The organism is Ensifer sp. 22521, assembly GCF_052044795.1.
Lineage (GTDB): Bacteria > Pseudomonadota > Alphaproteobacteria > Rhizobiales > Rhizobiaceae > Ensifer.
On record NZ_JBQENM010000012.1, the window covers coordinates 198,461 to 219,543 of the forward strand.

Annotated in this window: 20 protein-coding genes; 10 read left to right on the forward strand and 10 right to left on the reverse strand. The window is 63.4% G+C overall.

Annotated elements, in window-relative coordinates; all coding sequences use genetic code 11:
- Positions 1 to 5 precede the first annotated feature (5 nt).
- Positions 6 to 806, reverse strand: a complete 801-nt coding sequence (locus ACTJKE_RS20455; RefSeq protein WP_113511353.1) for a DUF1045 domain-containing protein — start codon at positions 804 to 806, stop codon at positions 6 to 8.
- Positions 807 to 1,076: 270 nt separating this feature from the next.
- On the opposite strand from ACTJKE_RS20455, the gene ACTJKE_RS20460 reads away from it, so the two are divergent.
- Positions 1,077 to 1,466, forward strand: coding sequence for a PRC-barrel domain-containing protein (locus tag ACTJKE_RS20460; RefSeq protein ID WP_113511354.1), 390 nt, complete (start codon positions 1,077 to 1,079; stop codon positions 1,464 to 1,466).
- Between the two features lie 67 nt (positions 1,467 to 1,533).
- Here ACTJKE_RS20460 and ACTJKE_RS20465 read toward each other — a convergent pair whose 3' ends face one another.
- The gene (locus ACTJKE_RS20465) at positions 1,534 to 2,676 is read right to left on the reverse strand and encodes an NAD(P)/FAD-dependent oxidoreductase (RefSeq protein WP_113511355.1); all 1,143 of its coding nucleotides are present in this window, start codon (positions 2,674 to 2,676) and stop codon (positions 1,534 to 1,536) included.
- A gap of 39 nt (positions 2,677 to 2,715) precedes the next feature.
- Here ACTJKE_RS20465 and mnmD point away from each other — a divergent pair, with 39 nt between their 5' ends.
- Both mnmD and ACTJKE_RS20475 read left to right on the forward strand, forming a co-directional pair.
- Positions 2,716 to 3,447, forward strand: coding sequence for a tRNA (5-methylaminomethyl-2-thiouridine)(34)-methyltransferase MnmD (gene mnmD, locus ACTJKE_RS20470; protein WP_113511368.1), 732 nt, complete (start codon positions 2,716 to 2,718; stop codon positions 3,445 to 3,447).
- Between the two features lie 251 nt (positions 3,448 to 3,698).
- Positions 3,699 to 5,285: a trimethylamine methyltransferase family protein gene (locus ACTJKE_RS20475; protein WP_440692272.1), complete on the forward strand. Its 1,587-nt coding sequence runs from the start codon at positions 3,699 to 3,701 to the stop codon at positions 5,283 to 5,285.
- 66 nt (positions 5,286 to 5,351) lie between these two features.
- Here ACTJKE_RS20475 and ACTJKE_RS20480 read toward each other — a convergent pair whose 3' ends face one another.
- Both ACTJKE_RS20480 and ACTJKE_RS20485 read right to left on the reverse strand, forming a co-directional pair.
- The gene (locus tag ACTJKE_RS20480; protein WP_057252966.1) at positions 5,352 to 5,801 is read right to left on the reverse strand and encodes a host attachment protein; all 450 of its coding nucleotides are present in this window, start codon (positions 5,799 to 5,801) and stop codon (positions 5,352 to 5,354) included.
- 126 nt (positions 5,802 to 5,927) lie between these two features.
- Positions 5,928 to 6,602 carry a helix-turn-helix transcriptional regulator gene (locus tag ACTJKE_RS20485; RefSeq protein WP_058321186.1) on the reverse strand — a complete coding sequence of 225 codons (675 nt, stop codon included), beginning with the start codon at positions 6,600 to 6,602 and terminating at the stop codon, positions 5,928 to 5,930.
- Between the two features lie 147 nt (positions 6,603 to 6,749).
- Here ACTJKE_RS20485 and ACTJKE_RS20490 point away from each other — a divergent pair, with 147 nt between their 5' ends.
- From ACTJKE_RS20490 to ACTJKE_RS20500, 3 genes are all read left to right on the forward strand, one after another.
- Positions 6,750 to 7,049, forward strand: coding sequence for a hypothetical protein (locus ACTJKE_RS20490; protein WP_440692275.1), 300 nt, complete (start codon positions 6,750 to 6,752; stop codon positions 7,047 to 7,049).
- A 34-nt stretch (positions 7,050 to 7,083) separates the two neighbouring features.
- Positions 7,084 to 8,184 carry a DNA alkylation repair protein gene (locus ACTJKE_RS20495; protein ID WP_113131784.1) on the forward strand — a complete coding sequence of 367 codons (1,101 nt, stop codon included), beginning with the start codon at positions 7,084 to 7,086 and terminating at the stop codon, positions 8,182 to 8,184.
- 295 nt (positions 8,185 to 8,479) lie between these two features.
- Complete coding sequence (locus tag ACTJKE_RS20500; RefSeq protein ID WP_112994362.1) at positions 8,480 to 10,030, forward strand: DEAD/DEAH box helicase; 1,551 nt, start codon at positions 8,480 to 8,482, stop codon at positions 10,028 to 10,030.
- 50 nt (positions 10,031 to 10,080) lie between these two features.
- On the opposite strand, the gene ACTJKE_RS20505 is transcribed toward ACTJKE_RS20500, so the two are convergent.
- The 3 genes from ACTJKE_RS20505 to ACTJKE_RS20515 all read right to left on the reverse strand — a co-directional run bounded on the left by ACTJKE_RS20505 (position 10,081) and on the right by ACTJKE_RS20515 (position 12,549).
- On the reverse strand, positions 10,081 to 10,959 hold the full coding sequence (locus ACTJKE_RS20505) for a DMT family transporter (protein ID WP_058321187.1): 879 nt from the start codon (positions 10,957 to 10,959) through the stop codon (positions 10,081 to 10,083).
- Between the two features lie 183 nt (positions 10,960 to 11,142).
- Entirely contained in the window at positions 11,143 to 11,598 is a 456-nt protein-coding gene (locus tag ACTJKE_RS20510) for a GyrI-like domain-containing protein (protein WP_113511358.1), read from the reverse strand.
- An 81-nt stretch (positions 11,599 to 11,679) separates the two neighbouring features.
- Positions 11,680 to 12,549 carry a LysR substrate-binding domain-containing protein gene (locus tag ACTJKE_RS20515; protein WP_440692278.1) on the reverse strand — a complete coding sequence of 290 codons (870 nt, stop codon included), beginning with the start codon at positions 12,547 to 12,549 and terminating at the stop codon, positions 11,680 to 11,682.
- 81 nt (positions 12,550 to 12,630) lie between these two features.
- On the opposite strand from ACTJKE_RS20515, the gene ACTJKE_RS20520 reads away from it, so the two are divergent.
- From ACTJKE_RS20520 to ACTJKE_RS20535, 4 genes are all read left to right on the forward strand, one after another.
- A complete protein-coding gene (locus tag ACTJKE_RS20520) occupies positions 12,631 to 13,716 on the forward strand; it encodes a YeiH family protein (RefSeq protein ID WP_425985107.1) in 1,086 nt (361 codons plus the stop codon).
- Between the two features lie 235 nt (positions 13,717 to 13,951).
- Positions 13,952 to 15,346 carry a circularly permuted type 2 ATP-grasp protein gene (locus ACTJKE_RS20525; RefSeq protein ID WP_058326564.1) on the forward strand — a complete coding sequence of 465 codons (1,395 nt, stop codon included), beginning with the start codon at positions 13,952 to 13,954 and terminating at the stop codon, positions 15,344 to 15,346.
- A gap of 4 nt (positions 15,347 to 15,350) precedes the next feature.
- Positions 15,351 to 16,289, forward strand: coding sequence for an alpha-E domain-containing protein (locus tag ACTJKE_RS20530; protein ID WP_057252951.1), 939 nt, complete (start codon positions 15,351 to 15,353; stop codon positions 16,287 to 16,289).
- A 15-nt stretch (positions 16,290 to 16,304) separates the two neighbouring features.
- Complete coding sequence (locus ACTJKE_RS20535; protein WP_112994310.1) at positions 16,305 to 17,138, forward strand: transglutaminase family protein; 834 nt, start codon at positions 16,305 to 16,307, stop codon at positions 17,136 to 17,138.
- Positions 17,139 to 17,332: 194 nt separating this feature from the next.
- Here the strand turns inward: ACTJKE_RS20535 and ACTJKE_RS20540 are convergent, their stop codons facing one another.
- From ACTJKE_RS20540 to ACTJKE_RS20550, 3 genes are all read right to left on the reverse strand, one after another.
- Positions 17,333 to 18,010, reverse strand: coding sequence for a hypothetical protein (locus ACTJKE_RS20540; protein ID WP_110879329.1), 678 nt, complete (start codon positions 18,008 to 18,010; stop codon positions 17,333 to 17,335).
- A gap of 232 nt (positions 18,011 to 18,242) precedes the next feature.
- Positions 18,243 to 19,988 carry an L-arabinonate dehydratase gene (gene araD, locus ACTJKE_RS20545; RefSeq protein WP_112994308.1) on the reverse strand — a complete coding sequence of 582 codons (1,746 nt, stop codon included), beginning with the start codon at positions 19,986 to 19,988 and terminating at the stop codon, positions 18,243 to 18,245.
- Positions 19,989 to 20,041: 53 nt separating this feature from the next.
- Positions 20,042 to 21,083, reverse strand: a 1,042-nt coding sequence (locus ACTJKE_RS20550) for an aldehyde dehydrogenase family protein (protein WP_440692281.1), incomplete at its 5' end; no start/stop codon positions are given.

Consider the following 21,083-nt stretch of genomic DNA (forward strand, 5'->3'; position numbering starts at 1 on the left):
TCTCACTAGCGATGCGCCATCAATGCCGCGACGATGAGCGGCAAGGGCCGGATCGATCCCGAACCAAGAGAGGGATCGGCGGCAACGCGCTTGGCGCGCTCGGCGCGCGCATTCGTGGAGATCTTGCCGAGCGGGTGCTGCGAATGCACACGCAGGGGCGCGCCGGTCTCCTGCTCGACGAAGAGGGCAAGACTGCCGATGGCAAGCGGCGTCGCCAGGTACGGCTCGAACAGCTCGCGAAGCGGCGCCTCGACCTGGCGTATCGCGTCCGACGCGAGCGGGCCAGTCAACATCATGTGGAAGCGGTACTCGTCCATCACATGAGGATCGCCCCAGCGGTGCAAATTGGAAAACTGCGGTGCGGTCAGCCGATCCGGATCGGAGCGCTCGATCTCGTCTTCGCTGAGCGGCGCACGAAAAGCATCGAACTCCTGAACGATATTGGCTGCCAGCAGATGCATCGCGGTGCTCGGGACCTGCGGCATCAGACCGAAGCACCGGCCGATGCGGGCGACCTCCAGGCGATCGATTTCGAACGGTGTCTGCGCGCCGGCAAAATGCATGAGCGCCTTCAGGAGTTGTGATTCCGTCATATCCGGATGCAGACGAAACGGCGACATCATCACCGCATGGAAACCGAAGCGGCGCGGTACGGCCGTATGGTAGGCGATGTCGGCAGAACTCAGGCCCGCAACCGAAGGCAGTTCCGTCGGTTCGCCGGAATAGACGTTGCGCCCAAGCCAGCTTGCGGCGACCGCGGAAAGCGGGTCGGCCATCGGCGGCGTAAAACAAATGGCGTAGCGCATGTCTGGCTCCGGTTATCCGTGTCGAGCGGGACGAGGAAAAGTGCCTGCGGTTTTCCGCCCCGCTCCAATGAGATCGATCACGCTTATGAGTATCGATCCGACCCGGGATCTTCGTGATCTATTGGCCGCGTCTTAGGTGATTTGCGTGACAGATTGACGAAGTGGATCGTGCAAAACCACGCGATCCCACCGGTTTGCGCACCAGATTTTCGGAACCATCCGGCCCAACGGCCGTTCACTCAAGGTAACAATCAAGGATGGAGAAGAAGCGTGAGCTATCACAACGCAAACCTGCAGGATGCCCGGATCAAGGAAACCCATGACCTGATCGCGAGCGACAAGGTTGAAGGCACGAAGGTCTATGGCTCCGACAACAAGCACATCGGCTCGATCGAGCGCGTGATCATCGAAAAACGCTGCGGTCGCGTTGCCTACGCCGTGCTCGGTTTCGGCGGCTTCCTTGGCCTTGGCGAAGACCACTATCCGCTGCCCTGGGCGAAGTTGACCTATGACGAAAACCTCGGCGGCTATCGCACCGACGTTACGCGCGATCAGGTCGAGCGCGCGCCGAAATATCGCGGCAACGAGGAATACGACTGGAACGAGGAAAACGGCCGTCGCGTCTACGACTACTACGGCGTGCCACCCTACTGGATGTAAGGTCGAACTTTCGAATGTCCGAATATGTGAGGCTCCGCCTGCGGCGGGGCCCTTCCCATGCCCAAGCCTAGAGATGCTTCTCGCGAAGCGCCGCGATGTGGTTCCGGCACAGGAAGGATTCCGGCAGATCGAGCGTCGGGAGACCGGCGATCTCGTCGACAACGAAGCGCGCCAGCTGATGCGCAATCCCGAAGCTCACCTTGAAGCCGCCGGTCAGCACGGAAATGTTCGAATGGTCAGGGTGCCGCCCGACCATGGGTTCGCGCCCCGCCGACTTTGGCCTGAGCCCGGCCCAGCGCTCGACCACCTCCGCATCCGCCAGACGCGGCGCCAGCAACGTGGCGCGTCGAAGGAGATCGTCGAGTTGTTCGTCCGTGGACAGTGGATCGGCAAAGCTGTTCTCGCTGGTGCTGCCGATCGCCACATGGCCATCGTCATGAGCGATGATGTAGACGCCGTCGGTGAAAATAACCGGCAGGCCTGGATCGACATCCGCCTTCAAGAGCGCGGCCTGGCCCTTGACGGCCGTGCCGCTCGTCGCTTTCAGCGGCCCCGACACGGCATCGATCAGCGGGAAACTGCCGATGCCGGCAGCGATGATGCAATGGTCGAAGCTGAGCCGGCTGCCATCGTCACGCTCGGCCCTGCCGTGCGCCGGAAGGATGGCGCGCACGCCCGAGCCTTCATCGATCTGAACATTCTGCAACTGCAACAAGGCGGCACGCAGGGCCGACAGCGTGCGGCGCGGCGACACCCGCGCGGCGAGCGTATCGAAAACGACGCCATGCGCCGTTGCCTCCGTGCCTGGCCAACCCTCCGGGCCGCCCTCCTGGACATGCCAGAAGAATTGCCGGTCGCCCGCGCGCCATTGTTGTCGCGCGTCCTGCTCATGCCGGAGCGCAATGTCGCGTAAGTGCGGCTTGGCGAGCGGCATCAGCCGCCCGGTGCGGCGATAGCCGGTCGACACCCCCGCCTCGGCTTCGAGCTGCGCGATCTCCTGTTCGAGCGACACCAGCGCTTCGAACTGGAATTGTTTCTTGGCATTCCAGCGGTCGGGCATATGCGGCATGAGCGCGCCCAGCAGGCCGCCGCTCGCGCCGGCACCGATCGCCTGTTGCTCGACGAGCCGCACAATCATGCCCTTGCGCGCGGCGGAAAGGGCGGCCCACAGCCCCATGATGCCGCCGCCGACGACCAAAAGCTCGCTCATCGATTGACCTTCTCCGGCCGGCGGATTATCGCCTTTGCCATGACAGGACCAGCAGACCCGATCGACCCGCCAGCGCGCCAAAACCTTGATTGGCACGAGGGCGATATGCCCTATTCCCGGGAGTTTGGCGATCACTTTTATTGCCGCACCGATGGGCGGCTGGAATGCGGCCACGTCTTCCTTTCGGGCAACGGCCTGCCGGATCGCTGGGTCGGTGCGGGCACCTTCCGCATCGGCGAACTGGGCTTCGGCACCGGGCTCAATTTCTGCGAGACGTGGCGCCAGTGGAAGGCAACCGCTGGAGCCGGCGACTGTCTGCACTTCGTCTCGTTCGAGCGATTTCCCATGGCCGCCGACGAGATTTCCCGCGCGCTCATCCACTGGCCGGAGATCGACACGGAACGGCTGGCCCTGGTCTCCCGCTGGCCGGCAGACCCCGACGGTGACGTCCGCATCGACTTTGGCGACGGCGTCACCCTCACGGTCGTCTGCGGTGCGGCGCTCGAAGGTGTCGCCCGCACCGAACATCCGTTCGACGCCTGGTATCTCGATGGCTTCGCCCCCTCGCGCAATCCCGACATGTGGTCGCAAGAGCTGATGCGGCTCGTCTTCGAAAAAACCGCGCCCAGCGGCAGCTTCGCGACCTATGCGGCCGCCGGTTTCGTCCGCCGCAATCTTCAGGCCGCCGGTTTCGTCGTCGAAAAACGCAAGGGTTTCGCCGGCAAGCGCGAGATGCTGCGGGGCGACCGCTCCTACTGCATGTCTCCTTAAATCGATCTCGATTTAAGGAGACATGCAGAAAATCAAAGTGCTACAGCGACCTTTGCGCGTCTGATAAGACGCGCGGCGCTGTAGGCGCCCCGCCCCGATTTCGATGTGTCTTGAACGGTTGCGCCATCGCACTGCGAAAATGCGTCAGCGGAAACGATTTACTCCACAAGAGAACTGAACTGTCGCAAATGGCGGGCCATCGCCGCCGAGAATCTGCGACACAACCCCATCGGCAACACGGTGGGTCCTTCATGAACGACGATCAGTTTCCCGATGCAGCAACCGGTGATGCGGCCTCGACCCCGCTGGAGCGGCGACGCAGGCCAGGTGGCCGCGGCGCTGAGCGGACCCGCAAGTCCACAGGCGGAAAATACCTCAATCTTGTCAATACGCTGGCGAAGTCCACGGTGCTTTCGGAAGATGCGCTCGAAGCGATCCATGACGCGTCGCTGACCATCCTCGAAGAGATCGGCATGGACATCATCCTGCCGGAAGCACGCGACCGGATGAAGGCCGCAGGCGCCGATGTGACGCCCGGCACCGACCGGGTGCGCTTCGACCGCGGGCTGATCATGGACATGATCGCCTCCGTGCCTCCGGCCTTCACGATGCACGCCCGCAACCCGGCGCGCAACGTCGCGATCGGCGGCAACAATCTCGTCTTCGCCCAGATCGCCAGCGCGCCCTTCGTCGCCGATCGTGATGGCGGCCGCCGCACCGGCAACCATGAAGACTTCCGCAAGCTGGTAAAGCTCGCCCAGTCCTACGACATCGTGCACACGACCGGCGGCTATCCGGTCGAGCCGGTCGATCTGCATGCCTCAGTCCGCCACCTCGACTGCCTCTCCGACATGGTGAAGCTTACCGACAAGGTCTTCCACGCCTATTCGCTTGGGAAGCAGCGCAACACCGACGGCATCGAGATCGCCCGCATCGGCCGCGGCATCTCCATGGAGCAGATGGAGCGCGAGCCTTCGCTGTTCACCATCATTAACACCTCCTCTCCGCTCCGCCTCGACGGACCGATGCTGCAGGGCATCATCGAGATGTCCTCGCGCAATCAGGTGGTGGTGGTCACGCCCTTCACATTGGCCGGCGCGATGGCACCGGTGACGATCGCCGGCGCACTGGTTCAGCAGAACGCCGAGGCACTGTGCGGCATCGCCTTCACCCAGATGGTCAGGCGCGGCGCACCCGTCATGTATGGCGGTTTCACCTCGAACGTCGACATGAAGACCGGCGCACCCGCCTTCGGCACGCCGGAATACATGAAGGCGGTGGTCGCCGGCGGCCAGCTCGCCCGCCGCTACAACATCCCCTACCGCACCTCGAACACCAATGCCGCCAACACGCTCGACGCTCAAGCCGCCTACGAGTCCGCCATGTCGCTCTGGGCGCTGACCCAGGGCGGCGGCAACTTCGTCATGCATGCAGCCGGCTGGACCGAGGGCGGGCTCACGGCCTCCTTCGAGAAGTTCATTCTCGACGTCGACATGCTGCAGATGGTGGCGGAATATTTGACGCCGCTCGATGTCAGCGAGGATGCGCTAGGCCTCGACGCCGTGCGCGACGTCGGCCCCGGCGGCCATTACTTCGGCACGCTGCACACGCTGCAGCGCTACGAGACCGCCTTCTATTCGCCTATCCTGTCCGACTGGCGCAACTTCGAGACCTGGACAGAAGCCGGACGGCCGACCACCTACGATCATGCCAACCGGATCTTCAAGCAGAAGCTCAACGAATATGAGCGCCCGCCGCTCGATCCGGCGATCGAAGAGGAACTTGATGCCTTTGTCGCCAGACGTAAGGCAGAGGGCGGCGTCCCGACGGACTTCTGACGGAGCGCCGCGTTGGCTGATTGCACGAGCAGCCGCTAGTATGGAGGCGAGCCCTACAAGCCGGGCTCAGGGAAAGACGGCAGCCCGCGCCGTGGCGATCAATTGCTCCGTCGTTGCAGCGACACAATTGCGGTCAATCTCAGCGACCGTCCGCTCCCTCACATGCGCGGAGAGCTGTTTTCTGAAATCGCCGAGCGTCCTTGGGGCGGCGCAGATCACCAGGCTGTCGAAAGCGTGGTCGGCCGCGTAACTTTCCAGCCTTTCAGCAACGTCGGCGACGAAGCGCTGCTGCTCCTCGCGAACGGGATCGCTCTTGTATTCCATGGCGGAGCGGCCGTGCCCGTCGGACGAGTGCGCTCTGCCCGGCTTATCCGCCATGATGTCCTGAACGCGTTTCGGTTCGGTGTGAAAGGTTTCCTCGTCCGGCCGCTGGCGTTCCTCCTTCAACAGGTTCACGCCCTTGACGATGCGCGCGGTGTTGCCGTCCGCGACCAGTATCCATGTCCGGTTCTGCACGATTGTCTCCCAGTGAAAGGTGTTGATCGTGGCGGGCCGAAAAGGCCCTGGAAGGAAACGCGCGAGGCTCGGTTCGGTTCCATCAAAACGCCGCTCAGCAGCAATTGTTTCGGCCTGTAACGGCGATCACATCCGCGCGACATAGGCCTCGAAGCTGCGCTCCGCTGTCACCTCGTAACGCTCGCGCTCGACGTGAACGGAGCTGATCCTGTCGACGCGGAAATCGCGGAAATCCGACCTCAGCTCGCACCAGCCCGTCAGCAGCCAGAAGTGGCCGAAGACGCTTAAGCCCAGCGGCCAGATGATCCGCTCTGAGTGCTCGTTCTTGAGGCTGTCATAGCTAAGGCGAAGCTTGCGCCGCTCCGCGATCGCCTGGCGCAGATCGCCGAGCAGTGCCGGCGGTTCCGGCTGGAGCGCCGAGCGGAAGGCGCGAAGTGGTGCCGCCATCAGCCGCTGCCGGTGTTCGGGAGGCAAGCCGTGGGCGATCTTCTCCATCGCCTCGCGCGCCGATCGAGCAAGTCGCCCGTCGCCCAGCATCTGCACGGCCCTGGCACCGAAGGCGAGCGCTTCGAGCTGCTCGAAGGTGAAGGCGAGCGGCGGCGCGTCGAAGGCCCCGCGCAGCAGATAGCCGACACCACGCTCGCCATCGATTGGCGCACCGGAAGCGATCAGATGCTCCATGTCGCGATAGATCGTCCGCTGCGCGACCTCCATCTTCTCGGCGATCTCCCGCGCCGTCATCGCCCGGCCGGTCGCGCGCAGGAGCTGGATAATGCGAAACAGCCGGTCGGCGGGTCTCATCCGTGGTCTCCCTTCGCCATTCTCTCCCACGTTTGAAAGGGCTATAGCGACCGTCCGGCAGGCACAAGCATGCCGGTGTCGACTATGGCCATAAGGCTGTCAGTTGCCCTATGCTAAATCAAGCTCCAACAGACATGGAGCATGAACATGACCAGCGACCACATCCTTGAGCTTGCCGTTTGCATCGTTCTCGACAAACCCGCGGCGACAGCCACGCGCCGCCGGGCGATGCAGGCCGTTTCCCGCTATCCCGGGTTCGTCTCCTGGCGCGCCGTCGATTCCTGCGAGACCTCGGGCATGTTTGCGGACCTGGTCGAATGGGAGACGCTTGAGGCCGCCCAATCGGCCGGTGAGCGCGTTCGTGTCGATCCGGAGTTTGCGCCTTACGCGGCGACGATCAGCGCGGTAATGCTGGTGCAGCATTTTACCGACCGCCAGAAGATCTGAGCGGCCAGAGAAACGAGCGAAGGACTGCCTAGCGATGGCCGAACCACTGAAGAACCTGCTGCACCCCGGCGTCGTCACCGATATCGCCGACCGGATCGCCCGTGGCGCCAGCGCCTTCGATCGGGAGAAATTCTTGCGGCTAGCGGGCGATGGCCTCGAAACGCTGGAACTGATGCAGCGTTCGCTCAAGATCCGTGATGCGCTGGTCGAAACGCTGCCGCAGCCGTTCCCTGAAGCGGCCGCCATTCTTGCGGCCTGCCTGCCCCGAGACGATGCGCCCGGTCTCAGCGGCTGGGCATTGCTCCCCCTCAGCCAGTACGTTGCCTTGCGCGGCCTTGGGGAGTTCGACCTGTCGCTGTCGCTGCTGCGTGCACTGACGCCGCATTTCACCGCCGAGTTCGGCATTCGCGTCTTCATCGATCGCGATCAGGAGCGCGCTCTTGCCACGATCCACTCCTGGACCCAAGACACCAACCATCACGTCCGCCGGCTGGCGAGCGAAGGCACGCGCCCGCGCCTGCCCTGGGCAATGCGGCTGCCGAAACTCATCCGCGATCCGAAGCCGATCCTGCCGATCCTGACGGCCCTTCTCGACGACCCCGAGGACTATGTGCGCCGCTCGGTCGCCAACAGCCTCAACGACATCGCCAAGGACCATCCGGATCTGGTGGTGGCTTTCGTCGCCGGGCATATCGGCGACGCGGCGCCGGAGCGCCGCCAGTTGCTGCGCCATGCCTCGCGCACGCTCCTGAAGCAGGGCCACCCGGACGCGCTTGGCAATTTCGGCTTCGCTCCCCCGGCCGGCATCAATGCCAGGTTCTCGCTCGACCGCTCCGAGATCGTGCTCGGCGAAAGCCTCGGCCTGCGTCTGGCCGTCAGTCATGACGCCGAGACGAGCCAGAAGGTGATGATCGATTACGCCGTGCATCACCGCAAGGCGAACGGCGCGTCATCGCCGAAAGTGTTCAAATGGACCTCGGCGACGCTTGCGCCCGGCCGCTCGATCGAGATCGAAAAACGCCATGCGATCCGACCGATCACCACCCGGCGTTACTATCCGGGCGCGCACCGCATCGTCATCCTCGTCAACGGCCAGGAAGCGGCTGAAGCCGGCTTTGATCTCGCGCTGGAGTAGATCTCATTTCGCACCTGCGAAAAGATGCACCTTGACTTTTTCGCCCAAAACGACGACATGGTGCCCAGCGTCACCTTCAGGCCGCCGCGTGAGCGCGCCCTCGGCAACACAGAAAGCCGTGAAGAAGGAAAAGCGCACCCATACGCCGTAAGCGGCGACAGCACAGGCGCTTGACGACTTTTTTCTTAACCCACAAGTTCCCAATTCACGCGGGGTTCTTGACGCCAAACGACACCGGAACAGCAAGGATGCGGTTCCGGCGAATGCGTTTGGCGCCCCCAAAAGGTATATGCATTTGTCCACCTTTAAAGATCTCGGCCTCTCCGAGCACATTCTGGAGACCCTGTCCGCCAACGGCTTCGAAAAACCGACGCCGATCCAGGCGCAGGCCATTCCTCAGGTGCTGAAGGGCAACGATCTCATCGGTCTCGCCCAGACCGGCACCGGCAAGACGGCCGCCTTCGGCCTGCCGATGATCGAAAAGCTCGTTGCCGAAGGCAAGCGCCCCGATCCGCGCAACATCCGCGCCCTCGTACTTGCCCCGACCCGCGAACTGGTCAACCAGATCGCTGCCAACCTCAAGCTCTTCGTCAAGAAGTCTCCGCTGAAAATCGGCGTTGTCGTCGGCGGTGTCTCGATCAACAAGCAGACCGAGCAGCTCGCCCGCGGCGTCGACATCCTGGTCGCAACACCGGGCCGCCTGCTCGATCTCGTCAACCGCAAGGCCGTGACGCTGACGCAAGGGCGCTACCTCGTCCTTGACGAAGCCGACCAGATGCTCGACCTCGGCTTCATCCACGACCTGCGCAAGATCTCCAAGCTCGTGCCGAAGAACCGCCAGACGCTGCTGTTCTCGGCCACCATGCCGAAGCAGATTGCCGAGCTTGCCGGCGAGTACCTGACCAACCCGATCAAGGTTGAAGTCACACCTCCGGGCAAGGCCGCCGACAAGGTCGAACAGTATGTTCACTTCGTTCCCGGCAAGGACCTGAAGACGACCATCCTCAAGAAGACGCTGACCGACAATCCGGACGGCCTGTCGCTGATCTTCAGCCGCACCAAGCATGGTGCCGAGAAGCTGATGAAGCACCTCGACCACGTGGGCTTCAAGGCCGCCTCGATCCACGGCAACAAGAGCCAGGGCCAGCGCGAGCGGGCACTGAAGGCCTTCCGTGATGGCGAGATCCGCGTGCTTGTCGCCACCGACGTCGCCGCCCGCGGCATCGACATCCCCGGCGTCACCCACGTCTACAACTATGACCTGCCGGAAGTGCCTGATGCCTATGTTCACCGCATCGGCCGCACCGCGCGCGCCGGCCGCGACGGCATCGCGATAGCCTTCTGCGCTCCGGACGAAATCCGCCTGCTGCGCGACATCGAGAAGCTGATGGGCATCAACATTGCTGTTGCCAGCGGCGAAGCGCCGGCCGACCAGGCCCGCCCCTCCAAGAGTCGCAGCGGCCGCGGCAACAACGGCGCCGGCCATCGCAAGGGCAATGGCGGCGGCCAGCACCAGAACGGCGGCCGTCCTCCGCGTCGCGAACGCCCGGCCGGCGAGCCGGTGGCAGCGACCAGCGGCTTTACCGGCGATGACCTGTTGCGCGACGAGCGCCGCCCGCAGCGCCAGGAGCGCCGCGATCACGGCCATCCGCAGAACGACGGCCGTGGCGAAGGCAACCGCAACCATGAGGGCAAGAAGCACCACGGACGTCCCGGCCAGAAGCAGGGCGACCGTCGCGACCGCAACCATGGCGGCCGCAACGAAAACCGCGGTGGTGGCGAGCGTCGCGAAGGCGGCCAGGGCCAGCGTCGTGGCAACGGCGGCAACCGCGGCCACCAGGGCTGATTTCTAAAAATCGCTGAAATGAACGGCGGGCCTAAGCGACCCGCCGTTTTTTATGCCCGCTGCTTGCGGTTGGTAAGATAAACGCCCGCGACGGCGATCACCGTTCCGATGACCATCGGCAGCGTCAGCGCTTCGCCGAAGAAGAGCCACGCCTGCACTGCGGCAAGCGGCGGAACCAGATAGATCAGAGACGCCGCGCGGGACACCTGGCCGCGGCGGATGAGATAGAGCAGCAGCGCAATCGCCCCCATCGAAAGCCCTAGGACCGACCAGGCGAGTGCGAGCACGACCTGGAGGTTCCAGGTGACGTGCAGATCTTCCAGCAGCAGCGCCAGCGGGATCGTCACGATCAGCGCGCCGAGATATTGCAGTGCTGCGATGCTGCGGATGTCGCCGCTCTGGAGATGGCGCTTCTGATAGAGCGTGCCATAGGTGACGGCGGCCATGCCGAGCACGTTGACGATGACAGGCAGGAGGTGGATCGGCGTCGCGCCGGTATCTATCGCCAGCACCTTCGGCAGCACGGCTAGCGCAATGCCGAAGAAGCCGAGCACCAGTCCGAGCTTCTGTTGGGTCGTCAGCTTTTCGTCGATCACGAAGGCCGCCGCGACGGCAGTCATCAACGGCTGCAGGCCGGCAATGATGCCGGAGATACCGGCGGGAACACCCTCACCGATCGCCCACCAGACGGCGCCGAGATAGAGCCCGTGCAAAAACATGCCTGACACCACGGCATGGCCGGCCACCGACCAGGACTTTGGCCACCGGGCGCCGGTGACGATGCAAAACAGGATGAAGAGCGCGATCGCCAGCGTGTAGCGCAAAACCAGAAAGGTCAGCGGATCCGCGTAGGCAGCCGCATATTTCGCGACGACCCAGCCGGTCGACCAGAGCAGAACGAAGATGGCGGGAGCCAGGCGGGCGAGCATGATGGGCCTATCGGATAACGGCGGCAGAGCGGCGGCGTACAGCCCGCTCAACGGAAGGCGGCCTCAAGTCGCTGAATACTCTGATCTACCGGATGATTTCGAGCCTAATCATTGCGATTTAGGCATTGAGGCAAGTAGACGCGACCACACTGATGGTCAAAGCAATTTTTCTGATGGCAAGCATCAGCCAATCGGAACCATCAGCCGGAGCGAGGAAAGCGACAGCGAAACGAAGCCCGGATCATATTCCTCGCGATAGTGCAGCACGGTGGTATCGGCAGCGTGTCCCTCAGCCGCCATCCAGTCGAACATTCTCTGATAGTGGGCAAAGGCGTCGCCGCTTTCCGGATGATGCAAGGCGGTGACAAAACGCATGGCCGGCAGGTCGACATGCCCGGGATGAACCGTTGTCTCGGCCTTGTCGGAGATGTAGCCGACAAGATAGCGGAAGCCGTCCGGGCGGTCGTTCCAGGAAAGGCCGACCAGCGCCGCATGATCCCCCGGGTGAAGATGTTGGTGGTGCCCCTGCATCTCAGCGATCAGCCGGCGCACGGCTCCATCGGCCGCCTCACCAAACGTGCCTTCCCAAAACGAGCCGGCTATACGCTGGGCCGGTCTTTCAACGATTTCGAACGCCATGACCCACCTCATCAAACGAAGGTCCTGCAACTTTTGGCCGGCCACACAAAGGCCAATCGCAGGAGTAGAACGGAATTTGCCTCAAAGCAGTTCCACGAAGGCGCGCGCGGCGTGGCTGAACTGCCTCTCGCGATGGGTCAAAAGCTCGAAATTGCGCTCCGCCAGTTCAAACGGCAACTCGACCAGCCGGCCGCTATCAACGAAGGGCTGGGCGGCGAGCCGGGACACGGCCGTGACAAAAGGACCGCTTTCGACGGCCGTCAGTACCGCTTCGTTCGAAGGCAGCTCGAGCTCGATCTTCAACCCGTCAAGCTCCGCTCCATAATCCCCCATCGATTGCAGGAACATTGCCCGCGTGCCGGAGCCCTCTTCACGCAGCACCCAGCGCGCGGCAAGCAGCATCTCCAGATTGACCGGGGCGCCGACAAGCGGATGCGCGGGCGAAGCATAGACCGCGATGCGATCGACCGCGACGCGGCGGTGGTCGAGCTTGGCACCATCGACCCGCCCTTCAACGAAGCCGAGCTGCACCGTCCCCTCCTCTACCGCCTCGGCAACGACGGCGGTGTTGCGCACGGTGAGTTTCACGTCGACCTGCGGATAGTCGTGGGTGAAGCGCGCCAGACGCGCCGGCAGCCAGTAGCTCGCAACCGTCTGGCTAGCGGCAATCGACAGTTCGCCGCGGCGAAGCTGGGAAAGATCGTTGAGGCAGGCCGCCGCGGCCATCGCCCGAGCGAGAACCGCCCTCGCCTCCGGCAGGAACGTCTTGCCCGCGTCCGTCAGTGCCAGACCACGGCCGACGCGATCGAACAGACGCACGCCGTGCTGGGTTTCGAGCGCCGCGATGGCAGCACTTGCGGCCGACTGGGTGACGTTCATCGCCTCGGCGGCTTTCGTCATGTGCAGGCGCTCGGCGACCGCGACGAAGATTCTAAGTTGATCGAGTGTCATGGCAAATCAATCGCAAAAATCGATCAGAATGACAAGAATAATCCGTTAGACTGATTCATGGATCGGCGTAGGTTGCCCGCCATGTCCAGATCGCATCCCACATTTCGCTCCGCATTTTGCTCCGCCTCCTCCCGCCTGACCTGCATTCTTCCGGGCCTTTTCCTCTGCTGCCTCGTCGCGCTCGCGGCCATCGGCCTTGAATGGATCGAGTGGCGCTGGACGGGCCGGGCATGGCTGGAGGCCCTCGTTCTTGCCATTCTGCTTGGCACCATCGTCCGCACGATCTGGACGCCCAGCGCCCGCTTCCTCTCCGGCATCCATTTCTCCGCCAAGGTTCTGCTGGAGACCGCAATCGTCCTGATCGGCGCCATGCTGAGCTTCGATGCGCTCGCCGAAAGCGGGCCGACCCTGCTTGTCACCATCGTCGCCATGGTTGTCATGTCGATCGCCACCGGCTACCTGATCGCACGGCTGCTCGGCCTGCCGAAGCGGCTCGCGACCTTGATCGCCTGCGGCAACGCCATCTGCGGCAATTCCGCCATCGCCGCCGTCGCTCCGGCAATCGGCGCCCGCGGCGAAGAGGTTGCCGCCGCCATTTCCTTTACCGCCATTCTCGGCATCGCCGTCGTCCTGTCTCTACCCTTCGTCGGCGGCTGGCTCGGCATGACGCCGCAGGGCTACGGCGTCTTTGCCGGCATGACCGTCTATGCCGTGCCGCAGGTTCTCGCCGCTGCCAGCCCTTTCAGTTCGCTCTCGGTTCAGGTCGGCACGCTCGTCAAGCTCGTGCGCGTGCTGATGCTCGGCCCCGTCGTCTTCTGTTTCTCGCTGATCGGCGGCCGCGATGCTGAACCTGAAGCCGAACCGAGCGAACGCCGCACAGTGGGATCGCGCCTCACTCCTGTCGCCCACTTCGTCCCCTGGTTCATCCTCGGTTTCCTGGTCGTCGCCATTGCCCGCAATAGCGGCGTAGTCCCCGACCCGGTCGCGACAGGCGCCGTGAAGGTCTCCACCTGGCTGACCGTCATCGCCATGGCCGCTCTCGGCCTCGAGGTCGACGTCCGCACGCTCGCCAATGCCGGCCCGCGCGCCAGTGCCGCTGCCCTGCTCTCGCTTCTCGTGCTCTGCATCCTGTCAGCGCTCGCGATCGCTTGCCTGGGCCTCGGCTAGCACCGAAAATCCGCGCCCAATTTTAGAGCATATGCATATTTTGCAGCCGCTCGGCCGCCACACCTTTCGGCGGCCGGATCCCGCTGCCGGGTTGTTGGGCAGTTTTCCCCGTGAATGGGCGAGAAGATCGATGCCAATTTTCTTTTCCGGCGACTGAGCACGCTTCTTGCATTGCAACCAGCGTTGTACTCAAATGGTCAAAAATAAGGGGACCACGCCTTTGGCATTTGACGAAATGATGAATGCGGATAGCAGTCCGCGCCAGCCATATTCGACCTATCATGAATGGTATGCCAGCCAGGACAAAAATCGGCTCATAGCCAAATCCAGGGAAGCCGAGAACATATTCCGGAAAACCGGCATCACCTTCGCGGTCTACGGACACGCAGACTCATCCGAAAAGCTCATCCCCTTCGACCTCATCCCCCGCATCATTTCCGGCCGCGAATGGCGCAAGCTCGCCCAAGGCATCGAACAGCGGGTCATCGCGCTCAACGCCTTTCTCGACGACATCTACCACAAGCAGGAAATCATCCGCGCCGGACGCGTGCCGCGAGAGCTGATCGAGAAGAACGTCGCCTTCCTGCCGCAGATGATCGGCTTCAGGCCGCCGGGCGGCGTCTACACCCATATCGTCGGCACCGACATCGTGAGAACAGGTGAAGATCAGTTCTACGTGCTCGAGGACAATGCGCGCACGCCATCCGGTGTCAGCTACATGCTGGAAAACCGGGAGACGATGATGCAGATGTTCCCCGAACTCTTCCATCAGAACCGCGTGCGCCCGGTGGAGAACTACCCGAATCTCTTGCGCCAGAGCCTGGCGTCGCTGGCACCCCCCGGCTGCAGCGGCAAGCCGCGCGTCGCCGTGCTCACGCCCGGTATCTACAACTCCGCCTACTATGAACATGCCTTCCTCGCCGACATGATGGGCGTCGAACTGGTCGAGGGTTCGGATCTGCGCGTCATCGACGGCAAGGTGAAGATGCGCACCACCCGCGGCTACGAGGCGATCGACGTGCTTTACCGCCGCGTCGACGACGACTTCCTCGATCCGCTCACCTTCCGTCCGGATTCGGCGCTTGGCATTCCCGGCATCATGGATGTCTACCGCGCCGGCAACATCACAATTGCCAATGCGCCCGGCACCGGGATTTCCGACGACAAGGCGATCTATTCCTATATGCCCGAGATCGTCGAGTTCTATACTGGCCGCAAGCCACTGCTTGAAAACGTGCCGACCTGGCGCTGTTCCGAGCCACAGAGCCTGAAATACGTGCTCGAACATCTGGAAGAGCTGGTGGTCAAGGAGGTGCACGGATCCGGCGGTTACGGCATGCTGGTCGGCCCGACCGCCAGCAAGAAGGAGCGCGCCTTCTTTGCCGAAAAGCTGAAGAGCCGCCCGACCAACTACATCGCCCAGCCGACGCTTTCGCTTTCCACCGTGCCGATCCTCGTCAACAAGGGTATCGCGCCCCGGCACGTCGACCTTCGCCCCTATGTCCTCGTCTCCGACAAGGTGCAGATCATTCCCGGCGGCCTGACGCGCGTGGCACTCAAGGCTGGTTCGCTCGTCGTGAACTCCAGCCAGGGTGGCGGGACCAAGGACACCTGGGTACTGGAGGACTGAGACCATGTTGGGAAGAACTGCAAACGGTCTCTACTGGATGTTCCGCTACATCGAACGCGCCGAAAACAGCGCCCGACTGATCGATGCCGGACTGCGCATGGCGCTGACCCGCAGCGAAGCGACGGAGGGCGACTGGGACGGCGTGCTGCAAAGTGCGGGCGTGCGCGAACTCTACGACGAAGTGCACGAGACGCTGACGAGCATCGACGCGATCGATTTCCTTTTGCGCGACCGCGCCAATCCGTCGAGCGTGATGTCGTGCATCGAGGCGGGACGCCACAATGCGCGCATGGTCCGCACGGCGCTGACGCGCGAGACCTGGGAAGCGACGAACGAATGCTACCTCGAAATGAAGACGATCCTCTCCAGGAAGGCCCGTCCGACCGACATGCCCGAGATCATCGATACGATCAAGCGCCGCGCCGGCCTCATCCGTGGTGCCTTCCACGGCACGATGCTCCGGAACGAGATCTTCAACTTCTCGCGCATCGGCACTTTCATCGAGCGAGCCGACAACACCGCCCGCATCCTCGACGTGAAATACTACGTGCTCCTGCCGGCAGTCGCCGCCGTCGGCTCGTCGATGGACAATGTTCAGTGGGAATCGATCCTGCGCTCGGTCTCGGCCCACCGCGCCTATGGCTGGGTCTATGATGCCGAGCTCCGCCCCGCCAACATCGCCGACTTCCTGATTTCCAACGGCCGCATGCCCCGCTCGCTTGCCTATTGCTACGAGAAGATCGCCAGTAATCTCGGTTACCTCGAACGGGAATATGGCGAGCGCCACGCCGCCCACGACACGGCCGACCGCACGCTCGCGTCGCTGCGCAGCCAGTCGATCAAGGACATCATGGATGTGGGCCTGCACGAATATCTCGAAGACTTCATCAGCCACAACAACCGTCTGGGACAGGAAATCTCCGACGGTTACCGGTTCAACTGAGTTCGGGAGAATGGCATGCACCTGAAGATCAGCCACACGACCGAATACCACTATGACGAACCCGTGCAATACGCGCTGCAGCGTCTGCGGCTGACGCCACTGACCCAGGCCGGCCAGACCGTTCTCGGCTGGGATACCCTTGTCGATGGCGCGGCAATCGAAGTGAGCTACGACGACCACTTCGGCAACCGGGTTCATCTCGTCAGCGTCGACGGCGACCGCGACGCGATCCGCATCACCGCCTCCGGCGAGGTCCATACGGAGGACCGCGCCGGCGTCTTCGGGCCGCACCAGTCCTACGTACCGCTCTGGCTCTATGCCCGCGAAACGCCTTTGACCAAGGCCGGCAAGCTGATCCGCGAACTCGCAAAATCCGCCGAAGGCGACACCGACCTTGCCCGCATGCATGCGCTGATGGAGACAATCCACAAGGCGGTTGAGTACAAACCCGGCGAGACCCACGCGGAGACGACGGCCGAGGATGCGCTCGAAAGCGGCAGCGGCGTCTGCCAGGACCACGCCCACATCCTGATCGCAGCGTCGCGCTCGCTCGACCTGCCGGCGCGCTACATCTCGGGCTATCTGATGATGGAAGGCCAGCCGGATCAGACGGCGAGCCACGCCTGGGCCGAAGTGCATCTGAACGGGCTCGGCTGGGTCGGCTTCGACGCCGCCAACAAGATCTGCCCCGACGATCGCTACGTTCGCATAGCTTCCGGCCTCTGCTACCGCGACGCCGCGCCGATCTCCGGCCTGATCCATGGCGAAGCCAAGGAAACGCTGAAAGTTTCGGTAACCGTCGAGCAAAAGCAGCAAAGCCAGAGTCAGAGCCAGTCACAAAGCCAGTAGCCTCTGCGCCAGTAACCTCTTCGATGGGGCGCCATAAACACCCCATCGAAAGCTGGATCTCCCGGCATGAAAGCTGCAGACGCCCGCCCGGTCGTTTGTATTTCAATGTTTCATCGAAACACTGAAGTGATCTAAGTCTTTGAAATTACGCAATTCCTGACGGAAAACCGTTTCGCACTTTTCCTGGAATTGCTCTAGCGCGAGGCGCTCGCCTGCAGGATGCGGCAGAGCGAAACCAGTCCGCCGTCATAGCCGCCACTGACCACGTCGCGGCAACGCTTGATGAGCTTGACCCGTTCGGCGCTCGACAGCTTGTTGAACGCCGTGAGCGAGGCGCCTGGAGAAACTGCGCCACCGGAACCAACACCTGCACCGCCACCGCCCGCACTGCTGCTGCTTCCGCCGGAACTGCCTGTGCCGGTCCCAAGCCCCAGGCCCACCCCGACATCGACACCGTTGTCGCCACCGCCGGTATTGACGTCGAGGCCGGCAGTCAGGCCACGTCGGCCACCAACACTGGCGTCAACGGAAGAGTTGAGCCCGTTGTCACCGCCGAGACCGATATCGGCATCCGCGTTGATGCCATTGCTGCCACCGACGCTCGCCTGCGCATCGGCGTTGACGCCGCGCGAACCGCCGACCGTGGCATTGGCGGCGGCGTTGACGCCGTTGGCACCGCCCAGCGACGCGTCGACGTCGGCATTCACGCCGTCCGATCCTCCGAGCCCCACACTGGTGTTCAGCCCGTTCGCTGCGCCGACGGACAGCCCGACACCGAGACCATCGCGCTCCGCGCTTTGGCCAAATGCCGGCGCGGATAACGCCACCGTCGCAAGAAGACCCAGCGACAACGCAAGCACATTCTTCCGCATGATCGTCCTCCTTCTCAAGCGTAGGGCCGGAATGACCCAGGCTAGAGGAGACGTCGGAAGATCAAGTCTGGTTGCGCTGACTCTACCGGAAGCCAAACGTTTCGGAGGTTGTAGATAATACAAACCGAAGACGTGCAAAGATTGCGCTTCTTTTTGAAACGACTGGCCGGAGCGCGAATGGAAATGCCGCACCGACGAGCGGTGCGGCATTGCACGCCAGCAAACAGAAAAGTCAGTGGCTGTCGCGGTTCATAGGGATTTCCGAGCCGCGCGGGCCGACGAGGAAGTCGAGATCCGCCCCCGTATCGGCTTGCATGACCGTCTTGACGTAGAGACCGCCATAGCCGCCGGCTAGTGGCTTGACTGGCGACACCCAGGCCGCACGACGACGGGCGAGTTCCTCGTCCGAAATGTCGAGGTGAATGGTGCGGGCCGGCACGTCGACGGCGATCATGTCTCCGTTTTCGACCAGCGCCAGCGGGCCACCATCGGCCGCTTCCGGTGCGGTATGCAGGATGACCGTGCCATAGGCCGTGCCGGACATGCGCGCATCGGAAATGCGGATCATATCGGTGATGCCCTTCTTCAGCACCTTCGGCGGCAGGCCCATATTGCCGACCTCGGCCATGCCCGGATAACCCTTCGGGCCACAATATTTCAGCACCATCACGCAGGTCTCGTCGATGTCGAGATCGTCGCGGTTGATGCGGGCGTGATAGTCCTCGATGCTCTCGAAGACCACGGCGCGGCCCTTGTGCTGCATCAGATGCGGCGAGGCGGCCGATGGCTTCAACACGCAGCCCTTGGGCGCCAGATTGCCGCGCAGCACGGCGATGCCGCCCGACTGCGTCAAGGCCTTTTCGCGCGGCACGATGACGTCGTCATTGTAGTTGGTGACGTCCTTGACGTCGTTCCAGATCGTGTCGCCGGTGACGGTCAAGGCATCCTTGTGCAGGAGACCCATTTCGCCGACCGCCTTGATCACGACCGGGAGACCGCCGGCGTAGTAGAACTCCTCCATCAGGTATTTGCCCGACGGCTGCAGATTGACGATCGTCGGGACGTCACGGCCGAGGCGATCCCAGTCGTCGAGGCTGAGATCGACGCCGATGCGGCCGGCGAGCGCCAAGAGGTGCAGCACCGCATTGGTCGAGCCGCCGACGGCGCCGTTGACGCGGATGGCATTCTCGAAGGCCTGCTTCGTCAGGATGTCGGACGGCTTCAGATCTTCCTTGACCATGTCGACGATGCGGCGGCCGGAGAGCTGCGAGATCACTCGCCGGCGTGCGTCGACCGCGGGGATCGCGGCATTACCGGGCAGCGTCATGCCGAGCGCTTCGGCCATCGAGGCCATGGTGGAAGCCGTGCCCATGGTCATGCAGCTTCCGGCCGAACGGGCCATGCCCTGCTCCGCATCCATGAATTCCGCCAGCGACATCTCGCCGGACTTCACCATCTCGGAGAACTGCCAGATCGCCGTGCCCGAGCCGACATCCTTGCCGCGCCATTTGCCGTTCAGCATCGGGCCGCCGGAGACGAGAATAACCGGGATATCGACGCTGGCAGCCCCCATCAGCAGGCTCGGCGTGGTCTTGTCGCAGCCGCCGAGCAGCACGACGCCATCGACCGGATTGCCGCGGATCGCCTCTTCGACGTCCATCGCTGCAAGGTTGCGGAACATCATCGCCGTCGGACGTAGCGTGCTCTCGCCGACGGAGAACACCGGAAACTCGACCGGGAAACCGCCGGCCTCATAGACGCCACGCTTCACCCGCTCGGCGAGATCACGCAGATGCGCATTGCACGGCGTCAGTTCCGACCAGGTGTTACAGATGCCGATGATCGGTCGACCATCGAACGTGTCCGCCGGCAGGCCCTGGTTCTTCATCCAGGAGCGGTGCATGATGGCATTTTTGCCGGTGCCGCCGAACCAATCCTGCGAACGCAGCTTGCGCGGCCATTCAGCTTTCTTCTTCATCTTATCCTTCCTTAGGCGGCCCGCGCAGTCACGCGGGCCTGTGACGGCGCCCGTTAAGCGAGCGTGTAGGCCGTCTTGACGGTTGTGTAGAACTCGGCGGCGTAGCGGCCCTGCTCGCGCGAACCGTGGGACGAGCCCTTGCGGCCGCCGAAGGGCACGTGGAAATCGACGCCGGCCGTCGGCAGGTTGACCATGACCATGCCGGCCTCGGCATTGCGCTTGAAATGGGTCGCATGCTTGAGGCTGGTGGTGGCGATGCCCGAGGACAGGCCGAAGGGGGTGTCGTTGGCCACAGTGAGCGCCTCGTCGTAATCGCGGACGCGGATGACGGACGCGACCGGCCCGAAGATTTCTTCCCGCGAAATCCGCATCTGATTGGTCGCCTCGGTGAACAGCGCTGGCTGCAGGTAGAAGCCGGGCGTGTCGCGCTTCAGCAGCTCGCCGCCGAAGGCGAGCTTGGCGCCCTCCTGCTTGCCGATGGCGATGTAGTCGGTGTCCTGGTTGAGCTGGCTCTCATCGACCACCGGGCCGATATGGGTGCCGGATTTCAAGGCATCGTCGATCGTCAGCCCCTTCATCCGTTCGCCCATGGCGGCCACGAAGCGATCGTGGATGCCCTCGGTGACGATGATGCGCGAGGAGGCGGTGCAGCGCTGGCCGGTGGAGAAGAAGGCGGAGTTGACCGCGGCCTCGACCGCCACCGACAGATCGGCATCGTCGAGCACGACGAAGGGGTTCTTGCCGCCCATCTCCAGCTGGTATTTGCGATTGTGCTCGACGGAGGCGAGCGCCACCCGTTTGCCGGTGCCGGTCGAGCCGGTGAAGGTGATGGCGTGGATATCGGGGCTGTCGAGCATCGCCTGGCCGACGACCGAGCCCTTGCCCATCACGAGGTTCAGGACACCCTTCGGCAGGCCGGCACGGTGGAGGATGTCGACGATGGCCCAGGAACTGCCGGGCACCAGTTCGGCCGGCTTGAAGACGATGGTATTGCCGTAACAAAGCGCCGGCGCGATCTTCCAGGCGGGAATGGCGATCGGGAAGTTCCAGGGCGTGATGATGCCGACGACGCCGACCGGCTCGCGGGTGATCTCG